Annotated in this window: 16 protein-coding genes and 1 tRNA gene; 9 read left to right on the top strand and 8 right to left on the bottom strand. The window is 58.5% G+C overall.

Features of this window, described 5'->3' with window-relative positions; translation table 11 throughout:
* The first annotated feature begins 21 nt into the window (after positions 1-21).
* On the top strand, positions 22-627 hold the full coding sequence (locus tag MWU38_RS03000; RefSeq protein WP_247270347.1) for a GNAT family N-acetyltransferase: 606 nt from the start codon (positions 22-24) through the stop codon (positions 625-627).
* Positions 628-636: 9 nt separating this feature from the next.
* Here the strand turns inward: MWU38_RS03000 and MWU38_RS02995 are convergent, their stop codons facing one another.
* The 3 genes from MWU38_RS02995 to pdeM all read right to left on the bottom strand — a co-directional run bounded on the left by MWU38_RS02995 (position 637) and on the right by pdeM (position 2,240).
* Positions 637-906, bottom strand: coding sequence for a hypothetical protein (locus MWU38_RS02995; RefSeq protein ID WP_247270346.1), 270 nt, complete (start codon positions 904-906; stop codon positions 637-639).
* Positions 903-1,421, bottom strand: coding sequence for a translation initiation factor IF-3 (infC, locus tag MWU38_RS02990; RefSeq protein ID WP_247270345.1), 519 nt, complete (start codon positions 1,419-1,421; stop codon positions 903-905). The genes MWU38_RS02995 and infC overlap by 4 nt, the downstream gene beginning before the upstream one ends.
* Positions 1,422-1,520: 99 nt before the next feature.
* Positions 1,521-2,240: a ligase-associated DNA damage response endonuclease PdeM gene (gene pdeM, locus MWU38_RS02985; protein WP_247270344.1), complete on the bottom strand. Its 720-nt coding sequence runs from the start codon at positions 2,238-2,240 to the stop codon at positions 1,521-1,523.
* Between the two features lie 105 nt (positions 2,241-2,345).
* Here pdeM and hemF point away from each other — a divergent pair, with 105 nt between their 5' ends.
* The 3 genes from hemF (at position 2,346) to MWU38_RS02970 (ending at position 7,599) form a co-directional block, all read left to right on the top strand.
* On the top strand, positions 2,346-3,203 hold the full coding sequence (gene hemF, locus MWU38_RS02980) for an oxygen-dependent coproporphyrinogen oxidase (RefSeq protein WP_247270343.1): 858 nt from the start codon (positions 2,346-2,348) through the stop codon (positions 3,201-3,203).
* A gap of 346 nt (positions 3,204-3,549) precedes the next feature.
* The gene (locus MWU38_RS02975; RefSeq protein WP_247270342.1) at positions 3,550-5,640 is read left to right on the top strand and encodes a bifunctional (p)ppGpp synthetase/guanosine-3',5'-bis(diphosphate) 3'-pyrophosphohydrolase; all 2,091 of its coding nucleotides are present in this window, start codon (positions 3,550-3,552) and stop codon (positions 5,638-5,640) included.
* A gap of 141 nt (positions 5,641-5,781) precedes the next feature.
* Positions 5,782-7,599 carry a HAMP domain-containing methyl-accepting chemotaxis protein gene (locus MWU38_RS02970; protein ID WP_247270341.1) on the top strand — a complete coding sequence of 606 codons (1,818 nt, stop codon included), beginning with the start codon at positions 5,782-5,784 and terminating at the stop codon, positions 7,597-7,599.
* Positions 7,600-7,613: 14 nt separating this feature from the next.
* Here MWU38_RS02970 and MWU38_RS02965 read toward each other — a convergent pair whose 3' ends face one another.
* Positions 7,614-7,931, bottom strand: a complete 318-nt coding sequence (locus MWU38_RS02965; RefSeq protein WP_247270340.1) for a DUF1905 domain-containing protein — start codon at positions 7,929-7,931, stop codon at positions 7,614-7,616.
* Positions 7,928-9,022 carry a peptidylprolyl isomerase gene (locus MWU38_RS02960; protein WP_247270339.1) on the bottom strand — a complete coding sequence of 365 codons (1,095 nt, stop codon included), beginning with the start codon at positions 9,020-9,022 and terminating at the stop codon, positions 7,928-7,930. The genes MWU38_RS02965 and MWU38_RS02960 overlap by 4 nt, the downstream gene beginning before the upstream one ends.
* A 234-nt stretch (positions 9,023-9,256) precedes the next feature.
* On the opposite strand from MWU38_RS02960, the gene MWU38_RS02955 reads away from it, so the two are divergent.
* Positions 9,257-9,347: transfer RNA gene (locus MWU38_RS02955), tRNA-Ser, on the top strand.
* 431 nt (positions 9,348-9,778) lie between these two features.
* Here the strand turns inward: MWU38_RS02955 and MWU38_RS02950 are convergent.
* The 3 genes from MWU38_RS02950 to MWU38_RS02940 all read right to left on the bottom strand — a co-directional run bounded on the left by MWU38_RS02950 (position 9,779) and on the right by MWU38_RS02940 (position 14,306).
* Positions 9,779-10,654, bottom strand: a complete 876-nt coding sequence (locus tag MWU38_RS02950) for an ROK family protein (RefSeq protein WP_247270338.1) — start codon at positions 10,652-10,654, stop codon at positions 9,779-9,781.
* Complete coding sequence (locus MWU38_RS02945) at positions 10,651-11,766, bottom strand: glycoside hydrolase family 68 protein (RefSeq protein WP_247270337.1); 1,116 nt, start codon at positions 11,764-11,766, stop codon at positions 10,651-10,653. The genes MWU38_RS02950 and MWU38_RS02945 overlap by 4 nt, the downstream gene beginning before the upstream one ends.
* Positions 11,767-11,864: 98 nt before the next feature.
* A complete protein-coding gene (locus MWU38_RS02940; protein ID WP_247270336.1) occupies positions 11,865-14,306 on the bottom strand; it encodes a TonB-dependent receptor in 2,442 nt (813 codons plus the stop codon).
* Positions 14,307-14,476: 170 nt separating this feature from the next.
* Between MWU38_RS02940 and MWU38_RS02935 the strand changes: the two genes are divergently transcribed.
* The 4 genes from MWU38_RS02935 (at position 14,477) to MWU38_RS02920 (ending at position 21,011) form a co-directional block, all read left to right on the top strand.
* A complete protein-coding gene (locus MWU38_RS02935; RefSeq protein ID WP_247270335.1) occupies positions 14,477-15,811 on the top strand; it encodes an MFS transporter in 1,335 nt (444 codons plus the stop codon).
* Positions 15,812-15,820: 9 nt separating this feature from the next.
* Positions 15,821-16,858, top strand: coding sequence for a LacI family DNA-binding transcriptional regulator (locus tag MWU38_RS02930; protein WP_247270334.1), 1,038 nt, complete (start codon positions 15,821-15,823; stop codon positions 16,856-16,858).
* Between the two features lie 255 nt (positions 16,859-17,113).
* Positions 17,114-19,099: a M1 family metallopeptidase gene (locus tag MWU38_RS02925; protein WP_247270333.1), complete on the top strand. Its 1,986-nt coding sequence runs from the start codon at positions 17,114-17,116 to the stop codon at positions 19,097-19,099.
* Between the two features lie 67 nt (positions 19,100-19,166).
* Positions 19,167-21,011 (top strand): DUF885 domain-containing protein, encoded by a 1,845-nt coding sequence (locus MWU38_RS02920; protein ID WP_247270332.1) that lies wholly within the window; start codon positions 19,167-19,169, stop codon positions 21,009-21,011.
* Positions 21,012-21,076 lie beyond the last annotated feature (65 nt).

The raw sequence follows: 21,076 nt of genomic DNA, 5'->3' as shown, positions 1-21,076 counted from the left end.
AAAAGCGTTTAGGCTCTTCCGATGCCAATTGATCGGCCAATTGATGTTTTAGACAGATCGGCGCCGCTTGGCTCCGTTGCCAATACGCTCGCGGCTGCGTTCCGCAATGATCCGGCGCTTTCGTGGGTGGTGCCCGATCAAAAGAAGCGCGAGGCAATGCTTCCGGGCTTTTTCAAGGTGATGGCCGAGCAGTCGCGCCGCTACGGCGAGATTTTGGCGTCAACCGACGGGAACGCTGCAAGCCTGTGGTATCCGCCGGGCAAGGTGCGCGAAACGCTGTTCGCCAGCCTTTACGACAATCTTCGTATGCTGGCAGGTTTTCGCACGGACTTACCGCGCGGGCTGAAGGTCGCAGAGGAAATGTACAAACACCACCCCGCTCCTCAGCCCTATTCATACCTGCGCTATGTCGGCGTTGCGCCAGAGGCCCAGGGCAAGGGGTGGGGCGGGGCAATCGTGCGCGCAGGTGTCAATAGAGCAGCCGAATACGGGCGCGGCGTGCTGCTGGAGACGGCAACGCCTGATAACGTCGCGATCTATGCCCGGTTGGGGTTCGATATTGTGGAGGAATGGGAAGTGCCGGGTGGTGGGCCCAAATTCTGGACCATGGTCCACCCGGCTCCCTGATCGACTGTCTCAGTCTTCCCTGAATTCAAGCCGGGCCGCAGCGCCGCCCGAAAGATTGGGAGTATTCGGTTTGCGCGGGGCTTCTGCTGCAAGCCCGCCGCTGTCCGGGTCTTTCCGGTCACGCTTGTGATCAGCCTGGTCAGGCTTTGCGGCATCGGGACGACGGTTTTTGTCCGTCGCCCATCCGCCAAACCTGTCCTTCCAAGAGGCCGTAGATCTCTTTGCGCCTTTCAGAAAAGGCGGTTTGAATTTGCGAGGTTTGGCTCTCGCGCCGCTCATTTTGGCGCAAGCACCATCAGCATTTGCCGGCCTTCAAGGCGGGGGAATGCTTCGACCTTGGCGATCTCTTCCACGTCTTCCTGTACGCGTTTGAGCAAATCCATGCCCAGATGCTGGTGCGCCATTTCACGGCCACGGAAACGCAGGGTGACTTTCACCTTGTCGCCATTGTTGATGAACTTGTCGACGTTGCGCATCTTCACATCATAATCATGTGTGTCGATGTTGGGACGCATTTTGACTTCTTTAATGTCCTGCGTCTTCTGAGTCTTACGCGCCAGATTGGCTTTTTTCTGCGCTTCGAAACGGTACTTGCCAACGTCCAGGAATTTGCACACGGGCGGGTCTGCATTGGGCGACACTTCGACAAGGTTCAAGCCCTTGTCATTCGCCTGCTCAACCGCTTCGCGTGTGAACATCACACCCAGGTTTTCGCCTTCATCATCGATGACGCGTACCTTGGGCACTTGAATAAACTGATCATAACGAGGGCCGCTTTTCGTTGGCGGGGCCATCTGACGCCGAGGTGGACGGGCTATGTGGGTTCTCCTGTTGTAGCCTTATCGAGAGACTCGAATATAGTCGCGCAGGCCTTAAAATACTAGGCGCAAGCGTCAAGCCGCTTCGCGATAGAGCGGGAATGTGACCAATTTGCCCTTTGCAGGCAGAACCGCGTCGATCTTTCGGGCGGGGCTCAATGCTTTCAGGATCTCGGGCGCGCCTGCATCCATGCCGCCGGTGTACGCGCCAAAGGCGGGCGCGATCATGCGGTCGGCGCTGGTGGCCGAACGGCTCACCACGGCGCAGGGCCTTGCGATATGGCGGTTTCTCACCCGAAGGCGCATCTTGGGGTGATAGTGGCCTGACAATTCTGGCCGGGTCTCGCCGGGCCGCGCTTCGTGGCGCAGGATCACGCCGGAAAGCTCAAGCTCCTCGAAACTTTCGGCACCGAAAGTCCGGTGCATCTGCTCATCGTGGTTGCCCGTCACCCACACCCAGTCAACGCTGCGGATGAGAGCCTCGAGCATTCCGCTCGCATAAGGCTCCAGGCGGCTGGTGCCCGCATCATCGTGGAAATTGTCGCCCAGCGTAATCACGCGCCGCGCGCCCGTCGCCTTGATCGTGTCCGCCAGACGCTCCAGCGTTGCGCGGCTGTCGTAGGGCGGGAGCATCTGTCCCGTCTGCGCATACCAGCTGCCCTTTTCAAGGTGCAGGTCTGCGACGAGAAGCGTGCTTTCGCGCGGCCAGAAGAACGCGTGCGATTTGGTCAGCACCATCTCCTCACCGGCAAACTCGAGCGGCGCAGAATCAGATCGGAACGAAACGGGAACCATGCGGCCTTCTGGCTTGTGAAACATCGTTTGGCAAGTGTCAGAGCGGGTGGACACTCTTGTTGTCATCGGGCACATGATGCAGCGTATATTGGACGAGGGAAGACTATGAGCGATTGGGCCGGCCACACATTGCGTGCGAAAGAATGGTTCGAAGCCTTGCGCGATCAGATTTGCGCGGCTTTTGAAAGCATTGAGCGCGAGGCGGGCTCGGATGCGAGCTTTCAGTACACCCCATGGACCCGCGAGGAAGAGGGCAACGAAGACCCCGGTGGCGGGGTTCAGGGCCTGATGAAAGGCAAGGTGTTCGAGAAGGTTGGCGTCAATGTTTCAACCGTGCGCGGGACATTCTCCCCGCAATTCGCCGACCAAGTGAACGGGGCGAGCGTCGAGCACCCCGGATTTACCGCAACCGGCATCAGCCTCGTTGCCCATATGCATAACCCGCATGTGCCAGCGGTGCATATGAACACGCGCTTCCTCACCACGCAGGCAGCATGGTTTGGGGGAGGGGCGGATCTCAACCCGCCGATCCCCTATGAAGAGGACACCGAGGCATTTCACGCCTCAATGCGCGCGGCGTGCATGGCCCACAATCCGACGTATTATGAACGATACAAGAAGTGGGCGGACGATTATTTCTACATCCCCCACCGCGAGGTGCACCGGGGCGTGGGCGGGATATTCTACGACCATCTGGAATGCGTGGATGACCCCAGCTTCGACCGCAATTTCGCCTTCACACAGGACGTGGGCAAGGCATTCCTCGATATCTATCCCAAGCTCGTGCGTGAGCGGATGAACAGCAAGTTCGACGATGCCGACGTTGCCCGCCAGCTTGAGTATCGCGGGCGCTATGCCGAATTCAATCTCGTCTATGACCGCGGCACGATCTTTGGCCTCAAAACAGGCGGCAATATCGACGCGATTCTGATGAGCCTCCCGCCCAGGGCAACCTGGAGCTAACAGCTTTTTCACGTGAGGAGGCGGGAAAGTGGCTCGAGGCACTTGCAATTGCGAGTTAGTCGCAATATCAGGATGTCAGTTCTTTCCCTTTGATTCGTTTCATGCGTTGGATGCGGATCACGTCAGAGCTAATCCGAGGCTCAGCGCTTATCCCTGCTGGAGCTCGATTTTCTGGCCGGGATAGCCCGTAGACGGCTATCCCGGCCTTTCTTTTTGCAACGGGGTTCAACGCAACTGCGCGCATCTGAGCGCTGCCGTTCTCAAGTCATTTCATGACAGCGTTTGGCGCTGCGTACATTGCGAATAACGCTTGCCCAACAAGCCGGTTGGGCACATATTTATGTCAATGCTGCGCCAATATGAACTTGTGGAACGGGTCCTTGAATATGACCCTGACGCCGATGAGGCGGCGCTTAACCGCGCATATGTCTATACGGTGCAAAAACACGGCAGCCAGAAGCGCGCCAGCGGGGACCCGTATTTCTCGCACCCGGTTGAAGTTGCAGGGTTAATGACCGACCTTCAGCTTGATCAGGAAACGATCATCACCGCGCTATTGCATGATACGGTCGAAGACACTCTTGCCACAATTGACGATATCGAGGTGAATTTCGGGCCAGAGGTTGCCCGGCTGGTTGACGGGGTGACCAAGCTTTCGAAGATCGAGGCCATGCCCGAAAACGAACGGGCGGCTGAAAACCTGCGCAAATTTCTGCTCGCCATGTCTGAAGACATTCGGGTGCTTCTGGTCAAGCTGGCCGACCGGTTGCACAATATGCGCACGCTTCATTTCATCAAGAAACCCGAAAAGCGCCAGCGCATCGCGCGCGAGACGATGGATATCTATGCGCCACTGGCCGAGCGTGTGGGCATGTATGAATATATGCGCGAGATGCAGGCCCTGGCGTTCGAGCAGTTGGAGCCTGAAGCCTACGCCACCATTACCGACCGGCTAGAGAAACTGCGCGGCGCAGACAGCGGCGAGGTCGATGCGATCGCGCTGAAAATCAAACAGGCTTTGGCTGAAGCGGGCCTTTCGGTTGAGGTCACCGGGCGCGAAAAGCACCCCTATTCGATCTGGACCAAGATGTCGGAACGCCACGTAAGTTTTGAGCAGGTCACCGACATCATGGCCTTCCGGGTCATCACCGACAATGTCGCGGATTGCTATGCTGCGATGGGCGTCCTGCACACCACCTGGCAGTTTCTTCCCGGCAAGTTCAAAGACTATATTTCGACGCCGAAGAACAATGGATACCGCTCGCTTCACACAAGTTTGATGTATGAAAATTCGATGCGGGTGGAGGTGCAGGTGCGCACCCGCGAAATGCACCACCGCAACGAATTCGGGCTCGCCGCGCACTGGGCCTACAAGCAGCAGGATCGGCCCGATGGACAGGTCGGCTGGCTGCGCGATCTTATCGAAATCGTCGATGCGAGCCACGATGCCGAGGAACTGCTCGAACACACGCGGCTGGCGATCTATCAGGACCGGATATTCGCATTCACCCCCAAGGGCGCCTTGTTCCAGTTACCCAAGGGGGCAACCGCGGTCGATTTTGCCTTTGCCGTGCACAGCGACTTGGGCCTTGCAACGGTGGGCGCCAAGATTAACGGGCGGCACATGCCGCTGCGCACCCAGCTTTCCAATGGCGATGTGGTGGAGATCATCAAGGGCGGGGAGGCAGAGCCGCAATTGTCCTGGCTCGGTTTTGTCGTGACAGGCAAGGCGCGCGCCGCAATCCGCCGCGCCGTTCGTCTCAAAGAGCGCGACGAGGTGGCCGAAATCGGGGCCAAGCTGTTCGACGAGATCGTCGTGCGCGTGCCTGCCAAGATCGGTAAAAGGGCAATCAAGGAGGCGATCAAACGCCTTGATATGGACGAGCCCGAGGATCTCATGTTCGCCATTGGCGCTGGCAAGATTACCGACCGCGAAGTGATGGAGGCGCTCGTTCCGGGATGCACTGCCGAATTCAGCGAGGATGAAGACTGGGCCCGCCATGACCGCCAGATTTCCATTCGCGGCCTTACCCCCGGTGTCGGTTTCGAGCTTGCCGAATGCTGTCACCCGGTGCCCGGCGACCGCATCGTCGGGCTTCGCCGCAAGGGTGAGCGGGTTATCGTCCACACCATTGACTGCCTCCAGCTTGCCGACGGGGTCGACAGCGATTGGCTCGACCTCAATTGGGATAAAAGGTCACACGGGGCCCTGGGCCGGTTCGCGGTCACGATCTACGACAGGCCCGGAACGCTTGCTGAAATGGCGGGCGTGTTTGCGCAGAACAAGATTAATGTAACGAACCTGCGGCAAACCCATCTCGACCTGCCTTTTGCGACCTATGAAATCGACGCCGAGGTCAATGACCTTGCGCACCTCAGCCGCATCCTGTCTGCCCTCCGCGCCAGCGACGCGGTAGCGCAGGCTGACCGGATCTAGGCAACCGTCCGACAACGCTACCCTGACCGAATTTAATCGGCTTGGTTAATTTGGGTTTACCATGTCTTAAACCCTTATCCGTAAATCCCCGTAAAGTATCGGTGCCAAATGGGTGCCGCCGCTTGGAAGGGATTTGTGTCTGTGACTTCGCTCAACCACCAGTTTGAGAACGAGATTTCCTCAAACGCGCAGGAACAAGAGAATGTCGAGTTGAGCTCCAGATGGCTCGATCGTCAAACGGTTGAAAACAAGCTGCGGTTTGCGGTTCTGGGCAATACGCTTGTCCTGGCATTTCTGGTTACCCTGATCCTTGGCGCGGCCTGGCTTTTTACCGAGCAGGGGCGCGAGCAATCCGTCTATAACGAAGTCGAAGCACACAGCCACACTGCCGTCGTTGGCCTTTACGATGCGATTGATGCACTCGATGCGGCAAGCGATGCTCCAACCCCGCAGCAGCGAGACACCGCGCTTGAGCAGTCGAGCGAGGCGCTTGCCATTTCGTTTGCCGAGCTTGACGAACCCGCATCGGCAATAACAGTGCAATTGCCGGCAGATGCCAGCGCAACCTATCTGGAGCTTCGCGCTGAGGTAAAGGCATTGCAAGGCAGGGTCGATCAATTGCGCGGCGAGAGCACAGGTGTGACCTCTGTGCGACCCGATATGGTCGAGACAAGAGACGAGCTTAAAAACTTCACGCAGTTTCTTCGCACCGAAATTGAAGCAAATACCGAGGCGTTGTTCGGATCAATTTCGTCATTCCTTCTGGTGCTCGTGGTGATCAGTGCAATCTGCATCGCGGGCTCGATTTTCGGCGCGCGGCGTATTGCCTCCAGCGTGTCGGGCAAGATCAAACAGCTCACCGCGACGATGGAGAAAATCGTCGAAGGAGACACGTCGGTCCGTATCCCGAGCCGTCACCGACCCGATGAGATCGGCGGAATGGCGCGCGCTTTGGAAGTGTTCCGCCATGCCACGCTTGAGCTTGGTGAACTCACCGAAAAACGCGCCGCCGAAGTTGAGCAACAACTCGCCCAGCAACAGCACACATCAGAAGAAATGCGCGCCCTTCGCCAGCAAAAAAGCGAGCTGCTCGATAATCTTGCCAGGGGTTTTGAAAAGTCCGTGGGCGAACTTATCACCTCGGTTTCGGCTGCGTCCGAACAATTGAAGGCGACATCTTCGCAAATGGTGCAGTTGGCCGATGGCTCGAACGAGCAGGCCGACAGCGCGAGCCTAGCAATGAAAAGCGCGTCGTCCAATGTGACCGCAGCGGCGGCGGCAACGGACGAATTTGCGCTTTCGATCAATGAGATCAGCCAGCAGGCGAGCGCCTCTGCGACATTGGCGCGCGATGCGACCGAGCTTGTGGCGAGCGCCAACACGCGCATGGACGATCTTTCCACCGCAGCTGAAGAGGTGGGCGAAATCGCTGGCCTCATCCAGACCATCGCCCAGCGCACCAACCTGCTTGCCCTTAACGCTTCCATCGAGGCTGCACGTGGCGGCGAGGCAGGCCGGGGCTTTGCCGTGGTGGCAAGCGAGGTCAAGGAACTCGCCATGCAAACATCTGCTGCTACCAGCTCCGTGGCGGAAAAGATCACGGCGATGCAGGAATCGACCCGTTCAAGCGCAGGCGACCTCAATTCGATCTACAACCAGATCGGCGAACTTGAAAAGGTGGCGGTCACAATTGCAACGGCGGTCGACCAGCAGTCTGTCTCCGGCGAAGAACTGGCCCGAAATATCGACACCGTGGCCGAAGGTTCGCGCCAGGTGAGCGAGCGGCTTATGGCTCTCAAAGAGGCGAGCGAGGAAACTGGTTCGGCAGCAGGCGACGTGGTGGCGAGCGCCAATGCACTTGGCATCCATGCCGACGATTTGCGCGAAAAAGCGGGCAAGTTTATCGCCGATGTGCGCAAATCGGCACGCGATCTGGAAGCGGACGAGCAGGCCGCCTGAGCGGCGCTTGTCGCTTAGAGCGGGGTGACGCTGACGGCGATTTGATCGCCGGGGGTAAGGTCTTGCGCTTTCATCACCTTTTTGCTGACGAGCAGGATCCATTCGGATTGCTTGTCCTGCGGGAAGACGGATGATTTCCACGATGTGTCGCCAATGCTGGCGGTCACCTTGACCGAACCGAACCCGCGCCGCCTGCCCGTCTCAAGCTTTTGCATCAGCGCATGGCCCGCAAGCGCTTCGGCCTGATCTCCGGTGAAGCTCACCAGATGATAGGTCGCCTTTTCCCCCTGCCAACGGCGCAAGGGGAGGGTGGCGGTGATCGTCTCACTCACCCGGCGGCGTCCCCTGTCATGGCGCGAATGGGCACAGGGATGTTACAGATATCCGCGCCTCCAGTCGGCACGATGAAGAACGGATCGCGGCGATTGGCGCGCGCCTCGGCGTAGGCTGCGAAGCTCTCGCTCTCGGTCGAGAGATACTCAAATGCGGGCCGCTCGGCTTCGGGGAGGTCAGAGGCGACGCGGATCGAAAGGATCGGCGTGCGAAGGTCAGCTTCTCCCTCGGTGTAGAAGCCAAGAACGCCAGAGCCACGGGGAAGCGAGGAAAGATGCTCCATCCCGTCAATAATGCGGCCAGCCAGCGCGATATTTCGATCAAGGTGACGCGGCGCATGGCCGATGACGGTGTAAAGCTCTGCGCCAGAACCTGTGTCGGGGGAGTAGTTACGGCCAACGCCGACCATGCCGTAGCAGTGGACGGGCCAAGCCTCTTTTCCCTCCGTTGAATGCGCGCGAGTAAACGTTCCTGCTACCGGCCAGCCCGATGAAAAGCCGGTAATTCCGGGATATCCCTCAAAGCGATCAGCCAGCATCATGCTGACCGGCATAATGTCCGGCGAGTATCCCCCCTCCATACTCACGCGAAGGCTGCGGCGATACACATGAGCAATCTCATCTTCTATGGACATATTCCACGTGACGGGCACACTATACTCTTCCTCCCCCATCGCCCTCAGCCCCTCAGGCAGTGGCTTGGTCTCAATCCCTTCGCCTTCGGGATTGTCGTGCCCCGGATCGCCCCATTGGACGACGTAATTGTCCTGCACTCGGTTGACGGAAATCCCGTCATACCACTTGGCGCGGGCGAGGGTGCGAATGTTCTCGACCCACCCTTGGCTAAAGGGCGCTGGCATCAACTGGATCACGACTTCGCGGCTCTTCCCTCGCGCGTCGGGAGCAAGCGTCATCACCAGTAAGTCCTCCGCATCAATCGCCACCCACTCATTCGCAGGCGCTGCGGCGACGATTGCATTGGGGCTGGGCGACTCGGCGGGCGGCGTTTGCGCTTCGCTTTCGCCTTGGGCGAGGGCCATTGCTGGAAGGGTGATCGCGGTCAGAGCGAGGCCAAGAATTTGCTTTTTCATGGAAAGCCTTGTGCCATCTGGCGCGGCAAACAAAAAGCCCCCTTCCACGCGTTTTCGAGGGCGGAAAGAGGCTCTTCGGAACGCGGCGTTCGCAGCGAATGCTAATGCGCGCAGCGCCGCCCGATGGGGATCAAATACCACATTTCCGCCTCCCACCCAAGGGTAGGCTGAACGCAGCGGTTGCGGTTCCTATTTTTCAAAGCTAAAGGCTCCCCTCGCCCGAAAGGGACATGCGGAGACGTGGCCGAGTGGTCGAAGGCGCACGCCTGGAAAGTGTGTATACGGTAACCCCGTATCGTGGGTTCGAATCCCACCGTCTCCGCCATTTTCATCTGATATAATCAGACGCGTCCGGTCAGCTCACCATGGTTGCCATAATCGCTCCCCAATAGGGTGAGGCTTGATACTAGCGGCGCCATTGCTCCGGAATGTGTGGAGGTTCTATCCTGGGGCCGGCGTCTCAGATGCATTCGGCCATGGGTGAGACATCGCGTGTTATCACGGTAACTCCCGATCCGCTTGTCCGCATTATCGGGCCCAGGTTTTTTACCTGTCTCTTGCGAATTCAAGAATTTTATCGCGCAACCAGGTCAATCCCGCATCTCCCGAACGCGATACATGGTGCTGCATCATCTCGCGCATAGGCGGCAAGCCAAGTTCGCAATACTTCTTGGGCGGTGAGCGGAACCGCGCACCCGCACTATCGGATCAGCCAAGAGCGCAGCGTTAGCAGCCGGCGAAAGCCGCAAACTCAGATCATAGATCGGCAGCGAGCAACAATGATCCTGTAAGGCCGGCATTTTGACCAAGGCCGGGCGAGACGATCTTGTGCTTCGCTTTTCCGGGGAAATACGCCGCGCCAAGTTCCGAAGCAAGCTGTTCGACACGCTCAAGCAAGGCAGGTGTCTTCATCACACCGCCGCCAAACACGATAATTTCTACCGAAGTCACGGCAATGAGCGAGACAGCGAGCTGGGCCAGATAACAGGCGATGATTTCGTGCGCTTCGTGATCTGCCGGTAACTCGGAAAGCGAGGCTCCCCACCGCGCCTTGATGGCCGGACCACTCGCCAGTCCTTCCAGACAGTCGCCGTGGTGCGGGCACACGCCCTTGAAGTCACGATCATCCGGGTGGCGGCGGGGAAGAATGTGCCCCATCTCCGGATGTGCGGCACCATGAACGCCTTTTCCATCGAGTACCAGTCCGCCACCAATACCAGTGCCCACCGTGATGTAAGCGAGCGATGCGGCGCTTTTTCCGGCCCCATAGGTGTATTCAGCGAGCGCCGCCGCGTTTACGTCTGTGTCAAAACCGATGGGTACACCCAGCCGTTCGGCGAAGTATCCCACCAGATCACAATTCGCCCAGCCCGGCTTTGGCGTGTTGGTAATGCGACCCCACTCTGGCGAGGATCGATCAAGATCAACTGGGCCGAAACTGCCAATTCCGAGCGCGCCGATCGCCCCGTGGCCTTCGAACCAGGCGTTTGCTTCCGCCAGCGTCGCGGCTGGATCGCGCGTGGGAATTTCGTGCCGCGCGATGATGTGGGCTGGAGAGTGTCCGACAGCGAGCACAAATTTCGTGCCGCCCGCCTCGATTGCACCCAGCAAAGGTTTGCCAGTCGAACTCATGCCTGGACCATTTCGGCCAGCTCACAGCGATCTGCATCAATCTGGAGTTTGAGGAGGGGGGCGGGAACCCCGCCAAAGAACTGATTGGCCGCGGCGGTATCGCTGGGCAGCGTGTTGCCTTTGAGACCGTAAAAATCAACGAAACTTGAAACCAGCAACTCGCTCGACACAAACCAGCTGTAGCTTTGTAGCGGTTCGCTTTCAGGAGTGGCGAGCACAAGACCGCTTCCATTGAGGGGGCGGTACTCACCGAAAAGACTGTCCGCGACCATTCCGTAAAGGCCCGTGGGCGCTTGGCGAAGGTCGGGGGCGAATGTGTGGCTCTGCGTTACCCAGAAGGCGTAATAGCGGCCTTCATAAAAGACCACATGGGCCCGCTCCAGTTCATTGTTCACGCCCTCGGCGCTGATGAGCGGGGGAAGCAAATCCCAGCGTTCGCCATCGCGCTTGGCAATGCCGATCACGCCGTTGAAGTCGCTTGAACTTCCGGCAAGCGAACCGCTGAAGACGAGATATTCGGCCCCATCGGCCGGGTCCTTGAAGAACGCGGGATCGCGGAATGCCTTGATCTTGCCCGCTTCACCCTCATGCGCATCGGCTGGCATGTAATGCTCGCCATAGCCTTCAACCGACAGGACCGGCTTCGACCAATTGATCGGCAGGCCGTTATCGCCAATAGTCGCGTGGGCTTCAAACAGGCGTTGCTGATAGCCGCCTGCCTTCTGCGCCACCCCAGCGCCGGTGATGTAGAGCGAAAGGTTGTCCCCTTCGAGGATTGCAGAGCCGGACCATTCGCGTTCATAATCGACGTCGAATTCCGGAAGGACCGGGCCCAGATCTACCCAGCGAGTGCCTTGGCGTTCCAGCAGATAGATTTTGGCTTCGAAATGCCTGATCGAAGAATCCGCCCGATCAGGGGCTCCCAATGCCATCCAAAGCTCGCGGCCCTTGATTTGGGCAATATGGCCGGAGCGGGTCTGAATGGGCCACATGTCCCAATAAATCCGCCCGGATTGCAGGCCTTCGCGATTGACGCTCTCAATTACAGGGATTTGCACCGAAATGCTGCGGCGCGCATCGCGCGCGTGTTCCGGCTTCCAAAACGAAGTCATTGGTTCACCTAACTAAAACCGGCACAAAAAAGGGAAGCTGGCCGGATGAAGGGGGGGAGATCATCCGGCCAGCTTGCAGTGCTCGCGACCCGCGAGGCTTAGAAGTCGAAGCGAACCGAGGCTGCGACCGTGCGACCAGCGATCGAGCGAGCGCGCACAATCCCGTTGCCGGGGATCGAGCCCTCTTCTGCTTCGGTGTAGCCGAAGTTGTTGAAGAGATTGGTCGCGTTCAGCGCCACCTCAACCCGGTCTACCGGACGCACTGCGAGGAACGCGTTGACCTGGTTATAGCCGGGCAACTCGAGCTGGTTGCTGTCTTGCGTAAAGCTGTCCGTGGTCCCGATCAGGTTGGCACCAGCCTTGAAGAAACCGTCGTCATATTGCGCAGTGGCTTGATAGACGAGGTCAGCTTGACGGCGCGGAGTGTTGCCGATGATCGCTGCGTTGAGCGAGTCCTTGATCTCGGCATCGGTCCATGTGGCACCGGCGCTAAGAGTGAACGGGCCGGTCGAATACGAACCTTCAAGTTCGACACCATAGGCTTCGTAGTCGGTATCAGTCAGAAGCAGCGGCGCAATCTCGACGTTGGTTTCGCTGGTTTCAGCAAAGAAGCCGGTCGCATAGACCGAGAAGCCGCCACCTTGATACTTCAGGCCAAGCTCAAGCTGATTGACGTCGGCAATCACGCCATCATCACCGCCCGGAAGTCCCCCGTCGACCGTGCTGACAGCAGGCGAGAGAAGGCTGCGGTCGGCAGTGTGACGCCCACCTTGGCTGTAGCGCGCAAAAATACCCAGATCATCAGTCAGCAGGTAGTTCGCGCCGAGCGACCATGAGAAATAGCCAAAGTCGTAATTGACCGGTGCAGGGGTGGTCAGCGGGAGAACGCTGGTTTGCGATTCCGCCTGGCTGATATCGCCGTCATTGTTGAAGTCGAAGTCTGTGACCGGGCCATCGCCTGTGACTGTGCCATTGGCATCGCCATAGTCGTAGCGCACACTCATATCGAGCGTCAGTCGATCGAAATCGAGAGCAAGTGAGGCGAACGGCGCATACGTGCTGTAGGCCACGTCATAGTTGCGGCGGCAGCAGTTGCCAAAGAAGTTCGCACCATAGCCAACGACGCCGTTGTCGGTCACCGTGTCGCCACCGGCATCGACAATATCGACGAGCACGGACTGGCCATCACCCTGAACGGTCTGGACATGAGCAGTCCACAGCCAGTCGGTATCCACGTCCTGACGCGACAGATAGAAGCCTGAGGTGAACGTTGCCGAGCCGCTACCAAAGTCGAAGTCCTTGGAGATGCGGAAATCGTTTGTGACGTTGTCGAGGCTGTTCAGGCGAACATTGAAATTCACGATATTGGCGAGCAAGCCATTGCCGCCGATGTCAGCAGCATTTGCGACGCTGCCCGAGTTCGGGCCGGAGGCAAATACAATGCTCGAGCCGGCGCCGCCGATACCATCAGCAATATCCTGAGCCGCCCCTGCGCTTGCCGGGAAAGGCGAGACGAAGCTGCCCGAGTTGTTGGCGTAACGGAAGCGGTTGGTCAGCGTCCAGCCAGAGCCAACGTCAATTTCGGCCTCGACACCGAACGCCTGGGATTCAACCGAAAGGCCATCCTGGAAATTGTAGGTGGTCGGGTTGTTGCCACCATCGAGGGTGGTGATGGTCGTGATGAACGGGCTGTAAAGCGAATCTGAACGCGGATCGAAGCCAGCAATCGCAGTGTAATCCGGATTGCCGTCCGTGCCGGTTACAGAAACAGGCTGGGGCAGGATGGTGGGGGTGCTGTCATCAAGGAACTTGGCGTGGAAACGCACATAGCCGCCGTCGAACTCTTTGGTAAGGTTCGCTTTGACCTGGCCGCCGTCATAGCCGTTGTAGCCGATATCGCGTGGGCCTTCGCCAGTGCGGTAAAAGCCGCCGACATGGAAATACAGATCATCGGCGAGCGGAGCGCCATAGTCAAAATCTACGCGGTAGGTCTCAAAATCGACGCCCACAGTGCCCTGGATTGCACCGCCTTCGCGTTGTCCGGTTTTCGAGATGAAGTTGATCACGCCGCCCGGTGCGTTCGATGCGAAAGTCGAGGCTGAACCACCGCGAACGGCCTCGACGCGCGCCACATTGCGGTCTGCGCGAAGGAAGTTGTCGGCGTTACCAAAGATGATGTCGCCGAATTCGAGAACGGGCAGGCCGTCTTCCTGAAGCTGGATGTAGCGCGCACCGCCGGTCGAAACGGGCAGACCGCGAACGGCGATGTTGGCGTTGCCCTCACCACCTGATGCCTCGGAACGGATGCCCGGAATTTGGCGGATAAGATCGGCAGAGGATGGCGGTGCGAGATCTGCGATCTGTTCAGCACCAACCGAGCTTACCGAGACCGAGCTTTCAAGCCGGTTCTGGCCGCGAGCAACCGCCGTGACGATGATCTCATTGTCATCTTCCGCAGTCTCGGCGGCGTCTTGTGCGAATACAGGGGTGGAAAAGGCACTCAGCGCGACGCCAAAGGCCAAAGCGTGACGAAACTTCATGGGAATTCTCTCCTTTGTGCTCGCACCATTTTGCGCGATTCGCAGTAATGCATAATTCGATTGCAATCGTTTGCAACAATAAAATTGCAAACGATTGCAATCACGCGCAATCTATGTCACGAAAATGCCACAACGCCGGTCACATAACGGCGAGTGAGAGGGAGTTGATTATGCAAACCGCCGTAAAACCACGGCTTTCGCTGCTTCGAATCATCGAAATGAATATCGGTTTTTTCGGCCTGCAATTCAGTTTCGGTCTGCAGCAAGCCAATATGGGACCGATCTACGGTTTTCTCGGCGCGGACGAAGCGACGATGCCGCTGTTGTGGCTTGCAGGTCCGATGACGGGCCTCATCATCCAGCCAATCGTTGGCGCGATGAGCGACCGGACAAGTTCACGATATGGGCGCCGGACACCCTACTTCCTGATCGGCGCGATCATTTGCACGATCAGTCTGTTTTTCATGCCGTATTCGTCGACGCTCTGGATGGCGGCATCGCTGCTCTGGATTCTTGATGCTGGTAACAACATCACCATGGAGCCCTATCGCGCCTATGTTGCCGACCGGCTCGTGCCCGAACAGCGATCGATCGGCTTTCTCACCCAAAGCGCTTTCACCGGTCTGGCGCAAACTCTTTCCTATCTCGCTCCGACGCTTCTGACGGCGTTTGTTGCACAGGACGTGCTTGATGATAACGGCATTCCGGTCATCGTCCGCATCGCTTTCATAATCGGAGCGATACTCTCGATTTCGACCATCGTTTGGTCCGTTTGGCGCGTGCCCGAACTGCCGATGACCGAGGATGAGAAGGCCGTTCTGGACACGAAACCGCTGACGGTGAGAGGCACGCTCACGGAAATCGGCGATGCGATCCGCGATATGCCAAAGCCGATGCGCCAGCTCGCCCTCGCCATGCTTTGCCAGTGGTATGCAATGTTCGCTTATTGGCAATACATCACCTTTGCCGTGGGGCGCTCGATCTATGACACCTCCGATCCGTCGAGCGCAGCATTTCGTGAAGCAACATTGACCACGCAGCAGGCAGGCGCTCTGTACAATTTCATTGCCTTCATCGGGGCCCTGCTGCTCATCCCGATCGTGGCGCGACTTGGTGCACGCCTGGTCCATGCAGTCTGCCTTACCGCATCAGGGGTGGCGATGCTGCTTATCCCCGGGGTGGAAACGTCGGCTGCGCTCTTTGCTCTCATGCTTGGCATCGGCATTGGTTGGGCCGGAATGATGGGCAACACCTATGTTATGCTTGCAGATTCCATCCCGGCGGAACGCAACGGCATTTATATGGGCATCTTCAACATGTTCATCGTCATTCCCATGCTGTTCCAGACGCTGACAATGCCGCTCATTTACAATCCTTTGCTCGGCGGTGATCCACGCAATGTGTTGATGATGGGAGGAGCGCTGATGATCGTGGGCGCAATCGCAACCCTGTTCGTCGATGCAGGTCACAGAGTTCCGCGTGAACAAAAGGCGCTGGCAGGTTAAGGGGGGCACATGCCTGATCCAGATACCCCGGATACCCCGGAAAGCACAGGGAGAGTTCGCACTCTTGCCGACCTTGCCAAGATTGCCGGTGTCTCCACCGGCACTGTGTCGCGCGCGCTTGCCGGCAACAGCCTGGTCAACACGAAGACACGCGCAAAGATCGAGGCGATTGCGCGCGAACATGGCTTTCGCCCGAACCAGATGGCGAGCAAGCTTCGCCGTCAAAAGACAGGCGTCATCGGGGTCGCAATTCCGCTGGGACACGACGTGCGGCAGCAAATTTCCGACACTTTCTTCATCACCCTGCTCGGCTATCTGGCCGACGAACTGACGGAGAAGGGATACGACCTCATGCTGAGGCGTGTCATTCCCGATCAGGATGAGGACTGGCTTGACCGGTTCATCGGATCGGGGATGGTCGATGGCGTGATTGTGATCGGTCAGTCAGACCAATACGAGCGGATTGAGGATGTCGCCGACGGTTATCTGCCCATGGTAGTTTGGGGCAATCACCAGGAAGGCCAAAGGCACTGCGTGGTTGGCACAGACAATCGTCTGGGTGGAAAGCTCGCCGCTGAAAGGCTCATCGCGTCTGGCGCAAAAGCACTCGCATTCCTGGGCGACACACAGCCGATCGAGTTTGCAGCCCGCTATGCCGGCGCAAAAGAAGTGGCTGACAAAATGGGTGTAGCGATCCGCGCCCTTCCGACGCACCTGTCGCCCGAGAAGACCGGCGAGGAAATCGCGGAGCATTTGCAGGAAATCGAAGGCAAGGTCGACGGCATCTTTGCCGCAACCGACACAATCGCTGTGACTTGTCTTAAAGAACTTCGGGAACGCGGCGTAGATGTGCCGGGTCAGCTAAAGGTAATCGGTTTCGACGATCTCCCGATCTCAAGCCAGACGGCGCCGCCTCTTACGACGGTGAGGCAAGACATCGCTGCTGGCGCAAAAGGCCTCGTGGACCTGTTGCTTCGACGCTTGGCAGGGGAAGACACCGAAAGTCTTGTACTGCCTCCGCGGCTGATGCTTCGCGAAACCGCCTGATGCCCGATCCATCGTGGTCGCGATGGGAGAGAGATTGCGGGAGCTGCATTAGCTGGCAGTTGGAATTTAATATCGGGACCAATTGATCGGGCTTTCGGGCTTGTTATCCGTGTTTTTGCTTCGATTGCAGCATCGGGTGGCAGGTGAAGCTTGAACTTTTCGCATAGGCTAGACGCCGCGCGCCGTATCGACTGTTGGCAAGCCGCTTCGTTTCATGCCATTCAGCCGCGCAATCAAAACCTTCAGGATTCCCCGATGCGCGCTACCGTCTCACTTCTTCTGCTTCCGTTTGTGTTCCTGCTTGCCGGATGTGCAGATTTGATGTCACCCGATACCGGCAAACGCGGCCCCATCGCGCCCATATTGACGAGCGAAGAAGCCTTTGACGATCAAACCTTCGCAAAGCCAATCGAGGCGCGGGTAACCCATCTGGACCTCGATCTGGCGGTGGATTTCGATGCGAAGACCATCGGCGGGACGGCAGTGCTCGATGTGCTGGCGGCTGATGAGGCGCAAGAGATCATTCTCGATTCCAACGGGCTTCGTGTTTCTGCTGTTACCGACGAGGCTGGCAATGCGCTGCCGTTTGCATTGGGTGACACGGTTGAGGGGAAGGGTGAGCCTTTGACCATTGGCCTTCCGGCTCAAAAGCTGGAACGCGATGGCAATCTTGGCGAGGGAGAGCTTGCGCCAACGCATCGCATCGTGATCGAATATCTCTCTGCGCCCGAAGCAGAAGCCTTGCAGTGGCTCAGCCCGCAGCAGACCGCTGGCGGCGAATATCCGTTTCTTTTCAGCCAGGGTCAGGCAATCAACAATCGCACATGGATCCCCACGCAGGACAGCCCCGGCATCCGTCAGACATGGGAGGCGACCATTTCGGCGCCCGAACCCCTCAATGTGGTGATGAGCGGGGTGGTGCAGGGCGACCCGCAAGCCGAGGACGTGGTCGAGGAAGGGGCCGAGGACGGGCAACGCCGCGAATTTTCCTTTGTGATGAACAATGCGGTGCCGCCCTATCTGATCGCTATTGCGGCGGGAAATATCGAGTTTCGCGAACTTGGCCCGCGCTCGGGCGTTTGGGCTGAGCCTGAAGTCATCGAAGCGGCCGCACAGGAAGTGGGCGACACCGAGGAAATGATTGATGCCGGGATCGCATTGTTTGGCGATTATCGCTGGGGTCGATATGACATGATCGTCCTGCCGCCAGCCTTCCCCTATGGCGGGATGGAAAACCCGGTGATGACCTTCCTCACGCCCACATTTATCGCAGGCGACCGCTCCAATAACGGTTTGGTCGCGCATGAGCTTGCGCACAGCTGGTCAGGCAATCTCACCACCTATTCAAGCTGGCGCGACGGGTGGCTCAACGAGGGCGTCACCTCCTATTTCGAGAACCGCATCGTTGAAGAGGTTTACGGCGAGGAGCGCGCCGAGCAGGAATATGCTCTTAGCTATGCGGGCCTTGTCGAGGGGATCGAAAACACAGGGGCAGACAATCCCGCAACAGCCATGCGCACCCCCGACGACATTAGCCCGTTCGCAACGAGGGGCTTTGCCATTTACGACAAGGGAACGGTGTTCCTGCGCACGGTGGAAAACATCATCGGGCGCGAGCCATTCGATGCCTGGCTCACCCAGTGGTTCGATACCTATGCCTTCCAGCCGGTCACATCCGAAATGTTTTTGAACGATCTGCGCGAAAAACTCATCAAGGGTGATGCCGCGCTCGAAGAGCAATTGATGCTCGACGAATGGGTCTATGGCACCGGCCTTCCCGAAAATGCGTGGAAGCCCGATCCCGAGGCGTTCGCTCAGGTGGATGGCGCGGTTTCAGCCTATGCAAGCGCAGGCACGCTTCCTGACGGTGATGTATGGCGCGGCTGGACCGCAGCAGAACAGCGCCGTTTTCTGGAGGAACTGCCCGAAGAACTGTCAGAAGAGCAACTCGCGGCGCTCGATACGACCCTTGGCCTTTCGCAGAGCGCCAATAACGAGGTGTTGTTCCTGTGGCTGGAGGCGGCTTTGCGCAATGAATATGACCCTGCTGTGCCGCAGGCTGAACGCTTTTTGGCAAGGGTTGGGCGCAACAAGTTTGTAAGCCCCCTCTTCACAGCGCTTAACAACACGGCGTGGGGTAAACCGATTGCACAGCGCATCTACGCCCAGACGCGCAGCGGTTATCACGCTTATACGCGCAGCAATGTGGATGCGACGCTGCAATATGAAGAGCCTGCCTGATACGCGTAGTAAAAACCGGGCAACGGCAAATTGACTTGCCCTCCTATGGGCTTCACACACTGATGCCATGACGAACACACAATTTAGCCTGACCCGCCGCCAAACCTTGGCCGGGCTCAGCGCAACCACCGCGCTTACCCTTACCGGATGCAAGATGACCGCCCTTGATGGTCCGGTTGCATCTCTCACCCCGGACGACTGGCTCGAACAGGTTGGTTACAACCTGCTCGGTCACGAACCGGAACGGGCGACGAGCCTTGGTGTGGATGTCGGCCAATATGCAGGCCTGCGAGGCAAACTCGAAGATCAAAGCCAGGCCGGACAGGATGCGCTTGCCGCGACCTTGCGCCGCGACCTTGACATGACGAAAGCCTATCCGCGCGATAATCTGACCCCTGAGCAGCTCACCAGCTTCGAGGCGGTTGAAAGCGGATATCAAGTGGCGCTCGACGGGCTTGCCCTGCCTTATGGCGACATCCCGGTGGGAAGCTGGCGCACTGCGCCCTATGTCGTGATTCAGAACGTGGGCTCCTATCTCGACCTGCCGCGCTTCATGGATTCAGGCCATCCTGTATCTGATGGCGACGATGCCGAATTCTTCCTTGAACGCATGAAGCAGATGCCCGCTGTCTTTGATGGCGAACTGGACCGGATGAAATCGACGGCGGACCTTGGCGTGATCCCGCCCGCCTTCCTGCTCGACAAGGCCATCGCACAGATGGAGAGCACGATTGCCACCGCCGGGCAGGCCGATCTGTTCACATCCTCGCTGTCCAGAAGGTCCGCCGAAGCCGGGATCGCGAACGCCCCTGTCGAAGAAGCCGCGAGGGTCGAGCGCGGGGAAATTGTGGATGCGCTCACCCGCCAGTTGGAGGAGCTGAAGCGCCAGCGGGCAAAGGCCACGAACGATGCGGGCATGCGCGAGCGTCCCTATGGCGAGGAATGGTACACATGGGCCCTGCGTTCCAGCACCACGACGAACCTGACTGCTGATGAAATACACAATCAGGGTCTGGAAGAGCTTGAGGCGCTGCACGCGCGCATGGACCCGATCCTGCGCGAGATCGGTTTCACCAAGGGCACGGTCGGTGAGCGGATGCAGGGGCTGAGCCAGGATCCGCGCTACAAGTTTTCAGAAGGCGATCCGGGCCGCGCCGAGATCATGGCTTTCATCAAGGACCGGATCAACTGGATCAAGGGCGAGATGCCGCGTGCGTTCAACACGCTGGTTGATCCCAATCTCGAAGTGCGCCGTCTGCCGCTTTCCGAAGAACCCGGCGCACCGGGCGCCTATGGCGGGGCTGGCAGCAAGGATGGGACCATTCCCGGGCGGATGTGGATCAACCTTCGCACCACCGATCTGCATCGCAAATATGACCTTGCCGATCTTACCTACCACGAGACCATTCCGGGCCATGTCTGGGAGGGCGAATACTCCAACCGTCTCCCGCTTATCCGCTCGATCCTTGCGTTTAATCCGTTTTCGGAAGGCTGGGCGCTTTATGCCGAGCAATTGGCAGATGAACTGGGCGCCTATGACGATTTCAAGGTCGGGCGGCTGGGCTATTTGCAAAGCCTTGCCTTCCGCGCGTGCCGGATGGTGGTCGATACAGGGTTGCACTCCAAAGGCTGGAGCCGCGAACGCGCGGTCAATTTCTTTGTCGAGCGCAACGGCTCCAAGGAGCAGGAAGTGGCAAGCGAGGTCGACCGGTATTGCAGTTGGCCGGGGCAGGCCACGGGCTACAAATTGGGCCACAGCCGTATCGTCGATTTGCGCGCCAGGGCCCAGCGCGAACTTGGTGATGCTTATGATCTCAAAGCCTTCAACGATGCCATCATCCTTGGCGGAAATGCGCCGATGGATGTGCTCGCCAAAAATGTGGCGCGCTATATCGACGGGGCGAAAGGCTGATCGCTCTTGAGAGCCTGCAATATCGTGACTTGAAAACAAACCCAGCCTACTTGGCTCACTTCAGG

Source organism: Qipengyuania sp. S6317L1 (assembly GCF_023015615.1).
In the GTDB taxonomy this organism is placed as follows: domain Bacteria; phylum Pseudomonadota; class Alphaproteobacteria; order Sphingomonadales; family Sphingomonadaceae; genus Erythrobacter.
The sequence above is the reverse complement of the archived record's forward strand: the minus strand, read 5'-3'. Positions and strand labels throughout refer to the sequence as shown.